14 protein-coding genes and 2 pseudogenes are annotated in these 15,496 nt (G+C 33.5%); 3 read left to right on the forward strand and 13 right to left on the reverse strand.

Going from position 1 to position 15,496, the window contains the following annotated elements; genetic code table 11:
* The first annotated feature begins 76 nt into the window (after window positions 1-76).
* Together KUA55_RS15585 and KUA55_RS15590 are read left to right on the forward strand one after the other, a co-directional pair.
* Entirely contained in the window at window positions 77-232 is a 156-nt protein-coding gene (locus tag KUA55_RS15585) for a hypothetical protein (RefSeq protein WP_218327317.1), read from the forward strand.
* A gap of 137 nt (window positions 233-369) precedes the next feature.
* On the forward strand, window positions 370-804 hold the full coding sequence (locus tag KUA55_RS15590) for a VOC family protein (RefSeq protein ID WP_218327318.1): 435 nt from the start codon (window positions 370-372) through the stop codon (window positions 802-804).
* 551 nt (window positions 805-1,355) lie between these two features.
* Here the strand turns inward: KUA55_RS15590 and KUA55_RS15595 are convergent.
* The 12 genes and pseudogenes from KUA55_RS15595 to KUA55_RS18775 form a co-directional block, all read right to left on the reverse strand.
* A complete protein-coding gene (locus KUA55_RS15595) occupies window positions 1,356-2,111 on the reverse strand; it encodes a MurR/RpiR family transcriptional regulator (RefSeq protein WP_218327319.1) in 756 nt (251 codons plus the stop codon).
* Between the two features lie 78 nt (window positions 2,112-2,189).
* Window positions 2,190-3,866: a glycoside hydrolase family 13 protein gene (locus tag KUA55_RS15600; protein ID WP_218327320.1), complete on the reverse strand. Its 1,677-nt coding sequence runs from the start codon at window positions 3,864-3,866 to the stop codon at window positions 2,190-2,192.
* A complete protein-coding gene (locus tag KUA55_RS15605) occupies window positions 3,866-4,285 on the reverse strand; it encodes a PTS sugar transporter subunit IIA (protein WP_218327321.1) in 420 nt (139 codons plus the stop codon). The genes KUA55_RS15600 and KUA55_RS15605 overlap by 1 nt, the downstream gene beginning before the upstream one ends.
* Window positions 4,286-4,321: 36 nt before the next feature.
* Window positions 4,322-5,131 (reverse strand): PTS system mannose/fructose/sorbose family transporter subunit IID, encoded by an 810-nt coding sequence (locus tag KUA55_RS15610; protein WP_218327322.1) that lies wholly within the window; start codon window positions 5,129-5,131, stop codon window positions 4,322-4,324.
* On the reverse strand, window positions 5,124-5,927 hold the full coding sequence (locus tag KUA55_RS15615) for a PTS mannose/fructose/sorbose/N-acetylgalactosamine transporter subunit IIC (RefSeq protein WP_218327323.1): 804 nt from the start codon (window positions 5,925-5,927) through the stop codon (window positions 5,124-5,126). The genes KUA55_RS15610 and KUA55_RS15615 overlap by 8 nt, the downstream gene beginning before the upstream one ends.
* A 16-nt stretch (window positions 5,928-5,943) precedes the next feature.
* A complete protein-coding gene (locus KUA55_RS15620; RefSeq protein ID WP_218327324.1) occupies window positions 5,944-6,420 on the reverse strand; it encodes a PTS sugar transporter subunit IIB in 477 nt (158 codons plus the stop codon).
* Window positions 6,421-7,157: 737 nt separating this feature from the next.
* Complete coding sequence (locus KUA55_RS15625; RefSeq protein ID WP_218327325.1) at window positions 7,158-9,704, reverse strand: cation-translocating P-type ATPase; 2,547 nt, start codon at window positions 9,702-9,704, stop codon at window positions 7,158-7,160.
* Window positions 9,705-10,460: 756 nt separating this feature from the next.
* Entirely contained in the window at window positions 10,461-10,805 is a 345-nt protein-coding gene (locus tag KUA55_RS15630; RefSeq protein ID WP_218327326.1) for a LysR family transcriptional regulator substrate-binding protein, read from the reverse strand.
* A 235-nt stretch (window positions 10,806-11,040) separates the two neighbouring features.
* Window positions 11,041-11,979: an alpha/beta fold hydrolase gene (locus KUA55_RS15635; RefSeq protein ID WP_218327327.1), complete on the reverse strand. Its 939-nt coding sequence runs from the start codon at window positions 11,977-11,979 to the stop codon at window positions 11,041-11,043.
* Window positions 11,980-12,111: 132 nt separating this feature from the next.
* Entirely contained in the window at window positions 12,112-12,603 is a 492-nt protein-coding gene (locus KUA55_RS15640; RefSeq protein WP_218327328.1) for a MarR family winged helix-turn-helix transcriptional regulator, read from the reverse strand.
* A 186-nt stretch (window positions 12,604-12,789) separates the two neighbouring features.
* Window positions 12,790-13,641, reverse strand: a complete 852-nt coding sequence (locus KUA55_RS15645) for a DUF6544 family protein (RefSeq protein WP_218327329.1) — start codon at window positions 13,639-13,641, stop codon at window positions 12,790-12,792.
* Between the two features lie 559 nt (window positions 13,642-14,200).
* A pseudogene (locus KUA55_RS18775) lies at window positions 14,201-14,377 on the reverse strand (IS30 family transposase); the annotation flags it as partial.
* A gap of 330 nt (window positions 14,378-14,707) precedes the next feature.
* Here KUA55_RS18775 and KUA55_RS15650 point away from each other — a divergent pair.
* Window positions 14,708-15,121 carry a VOC family protein gene (locus KUA55_RS15650; protein WP_218327330.1) on the forward strand — a complete coding sequence of 138 codons (414 nt, stop codon included), beginning with the start codon at window positions 14,708-14,710 and terminating at the stop codon, window positions 15,119-15,121.
* A 200-nt stretch (window positions 15,122-15,321) separates the two neighbouring features.
* Here KUA55_RS15650 and KUA55_RS18405 read toward each other — a convergent pair.
* Window positions 15,322-15,429 (reverse strand): annotated as a pseudogene (locus KUA55_RS18405) (type VI secretion protein ImpB); the annotation flags it as partial.
* Window positions 15,430-15,496: the final 67 nt, after the last annotated feature.

A 15,496-nucleotide genomic window follows, 5' to 3' on the forward strand; every position in this document is an offset into this window, starting at 1 on the left:
AATATTGCCATATTTTCAACATACCTTCTTTTGTAAATTGGAGCATGGTACACTTGATTTGCGGAGGTGTTTTCATTTGAACAAACTTGATACTACTTGGTTATTAATCGGCATTTCTTTTCTACTTTTCGGTTTTACAATTGAAAAATTTTATTTTATATTAGCTGCACCCTTCTTGCTAATCGCGATTACAGACCGTGACTCCCATAAAGACGAGCATGAAAATGGGTAAAACAAACTTACTCTTGATTTGATAGTTTACTTAGTGGTTAGCTGATTTTTTTAATGACATACAGCCTGTACATCTAATTTCCATTTAGCTAATAATAGTACCATTTATGCATTTTCCAATAATAAGGGGGAAATAAAATGAAACAAAGTATTGTTCATATTGCTTTAGTAGTTGATGACTATGATGAGGCGATTAACTTTTTTACTCAAAAGCTCGATTTTGATCTAATAGAAGATACTTATCAGCCTGAACAAGATAAAAGGTGGGTTGTGGTCTCGCCTAAAAATTCAAATGGAACCACCATTTTGTTAGCAAAAGCTTCAAAACCAATTCAAAATGACTTTATCGGAAATCAAGCTGGCGGCAGAGTCTTCCTTTTTTTGGCTACTGATGACTTTTATCGAGATTATCACAACATGCTTTCAAAAGAAATTGAGTTTGTCAGAGAACCTAAAACTGCAGATTACGGGATAGTCGCCGTCTTCAAAGACCTATATGGCAATTTGTGGGATCTGATTCAATTCAACGATGACCATTTAATGAGTATAAGAATGAATGATTCTACCAAATAATAGAGTTGGTGGAATCTTATTTTTATGCCCTTTCTTTGAACCGCTTAAAAATTTTCAAAATTCTTCTATCCAAAATAGATAAAAAGTTAAACTGGAAGTTTTCATAGAAAATGAAATAAAACAGTTTAAAGAAAACAGAAAGTCATTAAGAAAGACCTTATAGAATACCAACCTAGTTTAGTTATCAAAAAAAGCACTAGAATGAACGTGATTTATGCAAAATAAAGAGCCTACTTTTTTAATGAAAGTAGGCTCTATAAAATAATGTTTACTTCTATGTCAAATAGACCTAAATATTGCGCCAATTAACAGTTAAATTGAGACATGAATTTTTTATTACCTGATCCTAATTGTGCATTCACTTTTGTTTCCAAATACTATATTATTCAATTTTTTAGACAGAGAGCGAATTTATAGGGCAATAGTTATTGGAGGTCGCCATCCAGATAGTTGATAACTAAGTATTTAATCACAGGTCAAATTATATGAAAAAAAAGCAATTAAATTTTAGTAGTATCAACAACATTTACGAGAATATTTCTAGTTTTCGTCTATTCATCAAACAAAATATATTCTCGAAATTTTCGTGCTAAAATGGTTAAGATAATATTTAATCCGACCATAGAGTAACTTCCAGTAACCATGAGACTGGGTAATTCACTGGTTTCGTAATAAAGTTGATAGTCTGCCGCATCACTCAAAAAGTTTTTCCCAAAAAAAGTAACGGAACAAATCGGCACCTTAATTAATTGCAGGTTTTTTATAGCATTTTTAATAGCTGGTGTATTGCCACTCAATGAAGTAACAATAACTAAATCATCAGCCGTAAGTGTTTGGCTAATCATTTCAAAATTAGTCTCACCAGAAATTAAATAATTAGGTCTCCCCGATAGAAAAAGATCGTTAGAAAAATCTTTTGTATAATTATTTTGAGTAAAACCGGTTGCGTACAGATAAAGTTGATTGGCTTGTTTAATTTTATCCAATAGTGGTTGAAAATTAGTTTGGCTAGCATATTGGAACGTTTGATCAATTTCTTTTTGTAGAGTAGCTACTAAATCAGTCGGTGCAATCGTTGTTTGAAGTAAAGATTGTTCGATCGAGTATTTCATTTCTGAGAACCCTCTAAAACCTATTTTTTTTGCTAATCGCAAAACAGAACTTTTTGAAGATAGTAGCTTGTTTCCTAATTCATTTATGGAAAGTGTGATTACTTCAGTCTTATGATTGAGGATATAATAAATCATCTCTTGTTCATTTTTAGACAATTTTTCAAAATTAATTTTAATATGTTGGTCGAAATTCATCAAAAAAGCCTCCTGTCTTCTTAATACTAAAGAAAAAACTATCAGAAATCAAACAATCTCCGATAGTTTTAAAACTGATTATTTTAAAAGAAAAACGACTGCTTCGTAAGGACGTAGAGGCATTGTTTTGGAAAGAGTTTCGATTTTTTCTGGATAGTTTCCGATTAATTTCTCACCATTTTTTTCTACTAAATCTTTTGGAATCTCAACATTAACTGTATCTGGACTAAAAGAACATAGCACTAATAAAGTTTCTCCTTGATATTTTCTCAAGTAACTATAAACTGCTGAGTCCTCCTCATTAATCAATTGATACTCACCCAACTGAATAATCGGATATGCTTTTCTTAAAGCAATTAGTTTCTTATAGTAGTAAAAAATAGAATTTTCATCCTGCAAAGCTTTTTGAACATTGATCGTCTGATTGTCTGGTGAATAGTCAATCCAAGGTTTTGCCTTTGAAAAACCACTGTCAGACTCACCATTCCATGGCATGGGTGTACGAGCGTTATCCCGTGATTTTAAATAAACCGACTGTTTAATATATTCCTCAGATTCCCCTGCTGCCAGCATTTCTTGATAAAAATATTTAGTTTCAATATCTTGATATTCCTCAATTTCAGTAAAGGGAACGTTTTTCATTCCAATTTCTTCCCCTTGAAAAATAAAAGGTGTTCCCTTCATCATATGAAGCAAAGTTGCTAGCATTTTCGCCGAAGTCTCTCGATAAACGCCATCATCACCAAAACGAGTCACCGCTCGCGGTTGATCATGATTGCTCCAGTATAATGAATTCCAACCATTGGCTAATTTATTTTGCCACTCGGTTAAGACTTTTTTCAAATCACTTAACTTAAATCGAATATCTGAAAACTTTCCATACTTTCCGTAATCCAAATGCATATGATCAAAATGGAAAACCATGTCTAGTTCTTTTCTTTCAGGAAAAGTATAGAGTTGAGCTTGCGTGCTGTTTGTATTTGGCGTTTCCCCCACTGTCATAACATCAAAATCACTTAAAACTTCGTGATTCATTTCCTGCAAAAATTCGTGAACTCTAGGACCGTTAGAAGCGCCTGCATAGTATGATTTTGTATATGCTAAAGTTTGAGACGCATCTGGATAAGCAGGGTCCTTACTGATTAAGCTGATGACATCCATCCGAAAACCATCAATTCCCAACTCAAACCATTTTCGCATCATTTGATAAATCTCTTGTCTGACAGTTTCACTTTCCCAATTTAAATCCGGCTGTTCTTTAGCAAAACAATGAAGATAGTATTGATTACGACTTTCTACATATTCCCAAGCTGGACCACCAAAAGTGGATCCCCAATTATTTGGTGCCGATCCATCGGGTTTAGGATCTTTCCAAATATAGTAGTCAGCATAGTCATTTTTACGATCTTTTTTAGATTCAATAAACCAATGATGCAAATCGCTAGTATGATTCACTACCAAATCCAAAATAATTTTTATATTGAATTCATGGGCTTTATTTAATAGTTCTTGAAAATCAGCCATCGTGCCATATTGAGGCAATATTTTTTCGTAATCCGAAATATCATATCCGTTATCAACTAAGGGGGATTCAAAAATCGGATTCAACCAAATAACATCAATTCCTAAATTAGCTAAATAGGGAAGCTTTTCAATAATCCCTTGGAGATCTCCAATCCCATCATTATTGCTGTCTTTAAAACTCAGGGGATACACTTGATACACAACACTGCTCTTCCACCATTCAACAGCCATTATTCATCCTCCTCATCAATTGTTTGTTCTGTTAAAAAATCATTTACATAAATAAGTTGTTCTCTTCCTTCTTTAATTCCTTGTCGTAAGTTCTCTGGATCAATTGCCTCTTCACCCAGAGGTAATAAACAAGCCATAATTACCGGTAAATTCATTCCAGTAATGACATGAATATTCGGCAAACTTAGATATCTAATGAAATTTTGATTGACCGATCCTCCTAAAAGATCAGTGAAAATAATTGCTTCATCTGTATCTGTAAGATCAGCCAAAGCGCTATCAATTTCCTGATCAACTGGTGTATTTGCTGTATAGGCAGCAATTGTTGTGACATCTCCAAGATTAGGCATGATATATTCTAAAGTTTCTTTCATCCCTTTGGCCAGATTATGATGGCTAGCTAAAATAATTTTCCGCATAAAATGCTCCTTTTAAAATATAATTTGAACTAAATTTTAAACCGTCAAAACACCGAAGAAAGAAAGAATCAAGGCTAAAATAATTATGGAAAAAATTATTTGAATCACACTCATCTTTTTCGAAGTAATTAATTTATAGACTGCAAAAGTCAATATAGCTGGTAACAAAGCTGGCATAATACTATCCAAAATTTGAGACTGAATCGGTAACTTAACTTTTCCTGATTTAAAAACCAAACCGACATTTATTTTAACAACTGATGGGATTAAGGCTCCCACTACTGTAAGGCCCATAATCGATGCTGCTTCAGTAAATACAGAAATTTTAGCGCCTAAAACAGTCACTAGCTTAATTCCGGAAGTGTACCCAATTGAAAATAATTTAAACCGGAAAAGTAAAAAGAAGATATTTAAGACCAACCAGATAACTGCTCCTGTTGGATTCCCTTCAAGCCCCATATAAGCCGCAATTGACCCCATAATAGTTGGATATAAAACCCAAACCAAAGTGTCCCCTACACCAGCTAATGGTCCCATCATCCCAGTTTTAAAGTTTTGAACTGCATCTAATGAATCAATACCATCATTTTCTTCCATTGCCAAACTTGCACCTAATAATAAATTGGCCATCCAGGTAGTAGTATTAAAATACTTAAATTGATTATTCAAAGATGCTACATAGTCTTCGTCGTTAGGGTGGATTTTACGCAAAGCTTTTTCTAGTCCATATACAACAGCCGGTCCTTGTTGGTTCTCATAATTAAAAATATTACAAGCCATAAACATGTAACGAAAGGCTGCTCGATTGATATCTTTTTTCGTCAACTTTTTATTCATCTTATTCATCAAATTCATCTCCTTCATCAACAACACCTGTTTCAGTGGCTAACTCTGAGGTATTACTTTTTTTCATTTCAGTAGTGAAGAAATAATAGGCCAATGCAAAACCAATAATTGATACACCTAAAATTGGTAATTTTAAGTAAGCTGCCAATACAAAACCAATTAACAACATAGTCAAATATTTTTTAACTGGCATCACCTGTAACAATAGGGCAATCCCGACTACTGGTAACATGCTTCCAGCAATTGACAAGCCATCAGTGAACCATTTAGGAACAAAATCCAAAATTAAATTGATGATACGATCACCGAAAATTACACATAAAGCAGTTGGCAAAGCTGTACTCAAACCAAAAATGACTGGACCCAACCATAAAATACGATTCATCTTTTTAAAGTTCATTTTATTTGCCACATTTTGTGCCGCGTGAGTCACGTAAGTATTTAATATTTTTGCTAAAACGTCTAATTGAATTCCCAACATACCTACTGGAACACCTACCGCTAAAGCAACAGCCTTTGCTTCTTCAATATTATTTGTCGTTCGAATTGCTACATAAATCCCGACTAGAGCAGCTAATCCCCAGTTGGGAACAGAAGATCCGCCAATATTAGCCACGCCTAAGGCCATTAACTGAAAAGTGCCACCAATAACCATTGCTGTCTGCATATCCCCCATAATGATTCCTGCAAAAAGTGCTACCATTATTGGGAACCAAGTTGTTATTACTAAACCTTGTTGATCCCATACCATCCAGATTGATAATCCAACAATCAAAATTCCTTGAATAGTTTCCATAAGATTTTCTCCTCATCTATTTAATATATGTTTCTAAGCTCTCTTCAGGATCTCCAGGAACAAAATGAAAAGTTACCGGCACACCATCAGCTTCTATTTTTTTCAAATCAGCAATTTCTTTTTGATCAACAGAAACCATTTTCTTCACAGTTTTTTTCCCATCACCATCAAACATAATACCGATATTAACTTTAGGAATCTTTACGCCGCCTTCAATCAAACGTAATAAAGTTTCTGGTTCTCGAACAATCATGAAAACATTATGATTATCATATTTACCACTGTTAAAATTGGTAATAGCTGTTTCTGTATCAATAATTGACATCCCAGTTCCTGCAGGTTTACTCATTCTCATAGCAGCTTTTTGCACTTCATCTTTACTAACTTCATCATCTACTACCATCAAACGCTTTGCTTTAGTGGCACCCGCCCACTGTGTCACCACAATTCCATGAATTAAACGTTGATCGATTCTTGCTAATACTAACCCCATAATAATGATCTCCTTTTATAAAAAATTTCTTTTGTTATCGTTTACAATTTGTAGTTTATGGGCAAATCAATTGCAAAACAATACTTTGACAAGGAACTGGGAAGCAGTCTTTATTATTGGTACAAGTGTCAATTTTCCGGGAAAATTCCCATAAATCGATGGAAAGATAAATGATATAAATATAAGATTTTTAATTAAAAAAAAGGTGCTGTCCAGTATGTTTCAAATGGGAAATATTTTACTACTTGAGATGAAGTGATTATGCAAAATAAATAGCCAACTCTATGTAAAAGAGCTGGCTTTTGGGAGTTCTCATTATGCTAATTTGAAAGTTAAATTGATTCATTAGTGATTACTACTAATAGTACGAGGAAATAGTTTCTTTTTGGCTATCAATAAAAATCAATTTATCAAATTTTACTTATTTTTCCCCAATGATTTCATCTGGAGAGTAGACAATCATATCACTAACTTCAAAATCTTTGAAATTTCTAGTTACAACTTTATCAATATCATTTCTAAGAGCAATTTGTACCATAATGCGCCTTCTAAATCTTCTAGAGAAGACGCATTATAACAATCGTCCTCATTTTCTTCCAAATGAATCGATTAAAAGCATAATTAAAGAACTGAAAGAAATCGTAAAATGAACTTTCTGTGTTTCTCTCATGCTTTAGAACTCATAAAAAGTGCCAACCACAATTCCATGATTGGTACTTTTGGTAGATTACCTTCAGTTATTCAGAAAGCTTTTCCGATTTTGATAGTGGATGAAACCGCAATAATTTAACCAGATCATACCAGCAAACTGAAACCATTCCTAAGATGAAACAAAGAAACAATTGGCTACCTGAGAGAGGTGCCAAATCTAAAAATCTATTCATTGGAGAATAGACGAGTAGGAGTAAAATTGACACTGTCCCTCCCAAAATTCCCCAAATGACTTTATCATGTCTTAATTTTAAGAAAGTTTGGATACCAAGAGACCTATCTGAACTATTCACCTGAACAAGGAAAATATTCGCAATTACTAATACGGCTAGCCCCATTGTACGAGCCAATTCATCATTACTTGGATCTTGCTGTAGAGTAAAATAGTAAACGCTAAAGGTTGCCAGAAAGATTACGAGTCCTTGAATTAAACTTTTTAACAACAAGCCTTTTGACAAAATGCTGTCTTCAGTACTTCTTGGCGGACGATCCATAATATCAGGTTCACTTAGTTGTCTTTCCAAAACAACAGAACACGTTGGATCAATCACCAATTCTAATAAAACGACATGGGTTGGCAATAGTAATAGTGCGACTTGCGGTATACCTAGTAACGGACCCACTAATGCAGCCAATGCAATTGGAATATGAATAACAAAAATATAGCCGATCGCTTTTTTTATATTGTCGTAAATTCTACGACCATCTTTAACCGTATTCACTATAGTTGAAAAATTATCATCCATTAAAATTAAATCTGCAGCTTCTCGGGAAACCTCCGAACCATTCTTTCCCATAGCAATGCCAATGTCAGCATATTTAAGTGCTGGCGCATCATTCACGCCATCTCCCGTCATAGCTACGACCTCGCCATTCTGTTTAAAAGCTTGAATAATTTTCATTTTATGTTCTGGTGTGACACGAGAAAAGATATTTACATCTTTTACTTTTTTTGCTAATTCCTCGGTAGTTAATTGATCTATCTCTGCACCTGTTAAACAATTCTCTGCGTTCTCAATCCCTACCTGAGAAGCAATCGCACTAGCTGTAATTCCGTTATCTCCTGTAATCATGACAACTTTTATTCCTGCTGTTTGACAAAGGCGGATATCTTCTTGGACTCCTTGGCGTGGGGAATCGGCTAAACCAACAAGTCCTAGGAAGGTCAAGTGAAGATCTTCCATATTTTCTGGAACCTCGGAATAGTTGGTTACTTGTTGTTCAGCTACACCTAAAACCCGCAACCCTTTTTTCCCATAATCAGCAATTGTTGCTTGAATATCTGCCTTTTCTAATTCTGATAAATCAGAAATATCTAAAACACTCTCAGGTGAACCTTTAACTGCAATCACAATCTTCTTTTCATTATATTGCCAGACATGACCCATCATCTTTAGTTCATCCGTGAAGGGGTATTCCGTCATCAAATCTTTTTCAAAGAGGGTTTCTTTTAGCCAGCCATGTGCTGCATCATAGTCTAGAATTGCTTTTTCCATGGGATCATAAGGGTCTGTTTCACAAGCCAACCCCATGATTTCATTCAAACGCTTCTCCTCTTGACTCGCAACTGTCCATATTTTTTGAACACTCATTTTATTTTCAGTAATAGTTCCTGTTTTATCAACCGCTAGTAAGGATACAGCACCCATTGTTTCAACCGCTGGGAGTTTACGAATAAGGGATTGTTTCTTAGCTAAGCGCCAAGCACCCATAGATAAAAATACTGTTAAGACTACTGGAAACTCTTCTGGAATCATAGCCATAGCAATCGTGATACCAGAGAGAATACTTTGAATAATACGATTCGTAAACGCCAAGTCACTATCGTTGAAAAATGACACTATCGCAACTAAGAATAACAAGACAAACGCAATGATGGCACACACTTTGACTAACTTATCAATTTGTTCATCCAATGGCGACTTTTCAGACTGAGCGACGGCTAAGTGTTTCCCAATTTTCCCGTATTCGGTTTGTGAGCCAGTTTCGTCAACTAAAATTGTGGCACTACCAGTTGTGACTAGCGTTCCACTGTAAACATAATCCTCTCGCCAATAATCTTCTGTTTGTTTTTCTTTTTGAGTCGCTACTTTTTTCCAGACCGCCTCAGCTTCTCCAGTTAAAGAGGATTCATTGATTCGTAAATCGTTGGCTTTGACAACATAGCCATCTGCCGGAATTTTGACACCTTCTTCAATTAACATGAGATCATCTGGAACTAATTCTTCACTTAGTATTTCAATAGTTTCGCCACCACGAATCACATTGATTTTTGGTGCAGACAAGTCCTTTAAAGCAGCTAGTGTCTTATCCGTTTTCCACTCCTGATAAATTTCAATGGCAATAATAACCACCACAAAAGTCAGCATAATCAAACCATCTTTTGGTTCCCCTAAAAAAAAATAAATTAGAGCAGCAATGACCAGTAATAGGAACATCGGCTCTAATAAAATATTGAGTATTTTTTTATAGAATGGTTCTTTCTTTTGTTGTTCTAAACGGTTTTTCCCATACTGTTCTTGTTGCTTATCAACCTCATTTTTAGATAAGCCCTTCCAGTTAACATCCTTCATAGTTGCTCCTCCTTTTTTAATAACGTTTTTCAAATATACCGATTTTAGCCAGAGAAAACTAGGCGGAAAAATTTTTTTAAGTTTTCCTTAAAGCTTTAGGCACACCTTGATGAATGTCTCAACAATCACTTTTCTAACTGTTTTATGTGGCTAAAAAATAATATAACCTTACATCATAAAAATCTGGAGGTTAACAATCACTTTTTTTAATATTAGTTATTTATTTAATCTTAAACAAGTGCACAGAAACTGACTCCGAGACGCTCTCAGTAAAGTAGAGAAGAATAGAGAAAAAATTTCAAATCTACTTTATAGAGAGTTTTTGTATGCCAAAAAGAAGCAACAAAGAAGACTACATTCTTACTAACTAGGAATGTAGTCTTCTTTGATTCTGTAAACAATTTAATGAATCATACTGTATTCTTTAGCAACTTTTCTAATTCGTCAACAATATTTCTATAAACTGCACGCCGCCGAGATTTTTAGCATTCAGGTCCAATTAATTTCAGTCGTCTTTTGTAAACACTATTACGCTTAGCGATTTTTATCCCTTATGCGTACCTTATCTTAGATTCGGCTTTTTTTTAGCTTTGATACCATAGCCAGTATTTGGACACTTAGCTTTTATGGTGACACTTAGTTAATAATTAAAACATAAATCACAGATAGGCTATCTACATTACTAAAATTCAATACATTTACTTCTTTGAAGAAAATTTTATTTTTTTCGATTTTCATAATTATTTTTTAGTTTTTCTAAATAATTACCTTTTTAGAAGATTGAATAAAATTTTGTATAATTGGTAATTCTAGTTGGCTTTTACGAACAGCAATTCCTAATCTCCTGTGAATTAAGGGTTCGGTTGGTTTAACTAGTAAATCTGTCACATGTTTATGGTCGATATAGCTTTTAAAAAGTAACCCCAAACCTAAGTTTTGTTTGACCATTTCCAAAATTGATTCTTCATCGTTAGTGGATACATTGACATGCTGGTTTGATACATTGTTCTCTCGTAGAATTCGGTTAATATCATATTCGTAATTTACAGAAGAGTCAATAAATTTATTTTCTTTTAACGCTTTTAGCGAGATTGCTTTCATGTCCTTAACAATGGGTTTCCATGATATTCAGTATCATGATGGAAACTGCTCATGATGGATTACTCTATACTACATTGTACATTATGTAGAAGTTTGACTGTAGATAGAACTCAGTGTTTGATAAAAACTGAAAGAGACACAACCGGATTGTGTCTCTTTCAGTTAAATGGCGCAAATCGTAAAATTAAAAAACTTTGAGGGTAGTTCCCTTAAATCACAATTGTACAAAGTAAGTTTATTCAAAAAAAGAATTAGTTTGCTCCGTTATTTCTTTATATCTCGTCCAATGTAAGTAATGATGTCCTTTTAGAGGAACTACCTCACCTTTCACACAATTCTCAATTTGAGTTTCATAAAACTGAATATTTTGATTACCGTCTGCTCTTTCTTTTGCAAATATTAAAATAGGTAATTCATTTGGAAAGTTCAGTTTTCGTGTTTTTTCAGAATTTGATTGGATACTATTTGTCTCATTTACAACAGTTTTATTACTTAATTTCCAAGAAATTATAGCTTTAGTCTCAATTAAATTTTTTTCAGAATACACGCCTTTTTTTGCAATAGGTAAATAATCCTTAGCGTCTAACATCACGGCTAGTTTTGTCATACCTAATGGTGCTAAATAACCCATATAATTTGGAACAGAAGGAGCAGTTTCTTTAAAGTAGGATAAAGTTTGTGGTAATGAAGGGTCAATTCCTACAATTCCTTTAATTTCACTGGGATACTTATTTGCATAATACATACTATATATACCTGATAAAGAATGTGCCATTAAGACAAATGGTTCATCTACACCTACCTTTTTTATAGCCTCTCGTATTTCATAAGTTATATTTTCTACGGATCGTTCTCTATCCGTTAAATCACTCCACCCATAACCTAGCGGCTCCACTACGAAAACTTTATTTTTTTTAGATAATTCATCGATTAAAGGTTCAAAATCAAGTACTGGAGAGGCAGTTCCAAGTCCAGGTAATAGTACTATTGTATTAGTTCCAGTTCCTTTCGTGTGTACATGTAACTTTTCATTTTTAACAGTTACTAACTGTCCAGGATAACCATATTTACTTTCTTCATATTTTTTAGACACATTACTAAATAAAATCCATAATACGCATACGAGGATAATCCCAATAATTATTTTTTTTAACATACCGAAATTTTTTTTCATATTTTACCTCCATTTAAAAAAACACACTAATAACAATTTGTATTGAATGACAACAAACCAATCATTCAGCTAACACTTCCGAAAATTATGGTGAGATCTAGAGCTGCGACATTACTCTTTTCATTCCCTATGCTACCCTTTTTCAGCATATTCATTTTCTAATTTTTCTATCCCTCCGTATAGCTTCATTAAGGTTTTAAAAAAGAGTTGCAATTCAGAATCCGAGTAGTTGTGAAATAGTTTATTTAACGATTGAGTATGTAAAGAAAAAATCTCCTCAAAATACTTTAATCCATCAACTGTTAAATATAATTTTAGTTTCCTTTTATCACCACTATCTGAGTGGATTTTTATAAGGTCGTATTTCTCTAAAGAAACTGCTAATTTTTTTATATTCTGTCTTGAGCATCCCAACAAGTTTCCCATGTTAGTGAGAGTATTTTCTTCTTCGCTAGAAAATTTTAACATCACAAGTAACATAAACTGTTTTAAAGTAACTTTAGGATCAGTTTTATCAAAAATAGTCTGAAGTCTATTCTCCATGATAAATAGACTTGCAAAAATAGCACGTTGCTGTTGATCTCTTGTTTCTTGATGGGACTGAATCAGATCATTAATTTCCAAAGTAATCTTCCTTTCCTATAAGAATAACTTGTACAGTATTTTCTATAATTGATTTTTTAACATTAGAAAGATTTACAAAATCAACCTCCCCATGTTTGACAACTTTTCTAACTGACTCGCTTATTCTTTAGCACTTTCTCGTTTTGATTCATACATTGCCGAATCATTCACATGATTCTCCCCTGCCTAATTGTAGCCATATTCTAAAGTTGTCATTTCTCCATCAAAATAGACAGAATCGCCAGTTTCATAATGCCAGATTGCCTTAAGATGCTTCGGGTGTCTCATTTTATTTTCTGACACATAGTTAGAAAATATTGCGCTCCAGGCCGCTTGTGTTTTTTTACCAGATGAATCAATTGCTACACGATCATTCGTTGTAAATTTTTCAAGTTCTCCTTTATCATTAAAATAGAAATTCCCCTTAACTTCATATCCGTTGTATTTCAATGTTGCTTCAAGCACATGATTATCAATTTTTTTCCAAGCGATGAAATCTTGAAGTGCTGCAGTTGGTACCAGTAAGCACTCAGATAAGTAAGTGACCAGGCTCCCTGTATAAAAGTCTTCTCCAGATTCATCAAAAAGAGTAATACTCTTTCCTAAAACACCTTTCATAGATCCGTCTTTACCGTCGTATGAATCAACCCCTTGAAAAGGAATGCCATAAAACTTCGTATCAATAAACGCTAAAACATTCGGAGTCACTCCATCATTTACTCTTTCATAATCAATTTTTAGCGGTTTTTGCTTAGTATTCAATATGAAATCGACATTTTTATACTTAGCAATCGAATAAGTCATTTTAGATTTATCTATGAATCCACAAACCCTAAAATAATTTCTTAAAGCTTCTGGATATTTCATTAATTCATCATCAGAAAAAACAGCATCTCTATGATTTTGTTTTCTGCTAATTATTTTTTCTTTCTTCTGTTCGAAATCACTCTTCACTGGAGAGTAATCGATACTTTCATACATAATAATTAATCCTGAAATTGCAAATAAAAGACCTAATGCTATTCCCATTTTTTTCATAAAACCTCCTAAATGAATTAATTTCACTCGCATATATAGCTCATGCTGGATTAGGTAACTAGTTACCTATTAGTAATAGAATATCATAGATTTGAATATTTTTTGTCAGTCTGAAGTACTATTTGATTAAAATATTCATCATTTAAGATATTCTCGTATGAGAAGGTTTGAATCGATAGGAGTTTCAAAATTGCTCAAACCTATTTATTCATTGATTAATAATACATATGTTGCTCAATTTATTATTATTTATTCTCAAGAATCACTGACTTCTACATCGTCATCTAACAGGTGAACTATATTTAGTGGAATGGATAACCCTAAACAATAGTAAACTATTTTAATCTCATCAATATTAAACCATTCACCATGTTACGGCTTGTCTTCTGACAGGAAATATTTTTAAGCCCGCAAAACATACTAATATGGGTTTGTAAGAAAGTTGACGGATTTTCTTACCGCTATAACCTCATAAGTTATAGTAGAAGTGAAAGAAAGCTCGAATCGGAAGATGGATCATAAAATCCTGCCTTAAAACTCGGCTTCTTCATTTTCATTTCTGAATCAGTTCTTTTAGTTTAGGGAAGTAGTCTCTTAATAATCCATTTGTATTTTCATTTGTTCCTCTTTACCAAGGTGCTTGAGGATCAGGGAAATAAAATTGAACACCATTTAATTCTTGAGTAATTTCTACATGCTTAGTGAATTCTCTACCCCTGTCAGAGGTAATAGTTTTGGTTTTAATTTTGTTATCCAAAATTAATATGCTAAATTTATAAGGTATCCTACTATCAAACATTTGATAGTCTAGGGGTATCTGGAACATAATTGAGTGTGCACCTCTGATACAAGGACTATTCCAAAACAATTATGAGAAGTTTAAAAAATTAAAATGATTTTAGATTTTTTCAGCAAGGTGTTAGAATTAGTAATATTCTGACAGTGAAAAATAATCAATGAAACAGAAAAAATTGTTGAGGTCTATGCTCATATCAAAATTTTTTTAGGTATTCGATAATTGAGTAGAGCTGATCTAATAGAAATTTAATTTGAAGGAGGAAACATAATGAGTGAACAACGAGTAATTCCATTTTTAACTTTCAATGGTGAAGCCAAGGCTGCTCTTGAATTTTATGCAGAAAATTTACCGGAAGCAGAAGTTGTAATGGCAGAACCCTATGGCACAGATAATCCTCACATGCCGGCTGAAGAAGGTCAACGTATTATGTATGGGATGCTGTCGTTATTAGGACAAAAAATCATGTTTTTAGATATGGCCAGTCAATATCCAGCGCCAGATTTTAATTGGGCCTCTTCACTATACTTAGAATGTCAAGATGAAGCCGAATTTGATTTAATTTTTGCTGCCTTGTCAAAAGAAGGTAGTGTAATGATGGGTCCAGAAAGCGTAGGCAATATACGCAAATGTGCTTGGGTCGTGGATAAATTCGGCGTTACTTGGCAACCAGTTTGGGTTTAAAAAATAATAAATGCACTGGGAATTTTTTTATCTATTTATGTGCTGAGGTTTTATTTGAAAATCTTGCTAGAAGGAAATAGAGTCCACTAAAGATAGAAGAAACTGATTAACCTAAATAGTTGGATGAAGTTAGCTAGGGCTAAGTAGGAAAAAAAGTAATCAATTTGTTAAATGCAACTGAAAAAGGGACCAAAAAAATTAGTTGTCAGTAGATTAAGACCTCGTTCTACACATTCAACAGAAACGCAAAAGGATTTTATATAGATTAAAAAGTAATCTGACACCGGTTCTTTTCCAAAATTAATCATGTGAAAATCATTCCTTCAAAACAATTATAGTAAACATTGTTCGCATGACAAATAAGAATACTCTAAA

It is taken from the genome of Enterococcus alishanensis, assembly GCF_019218635.1.
Lineage (GTDB): Bacteria > Bacillota > Bacilli > Lactobacillales > Enterococcaceae > Enterococcus_A > Enterococcus_A alishanensis.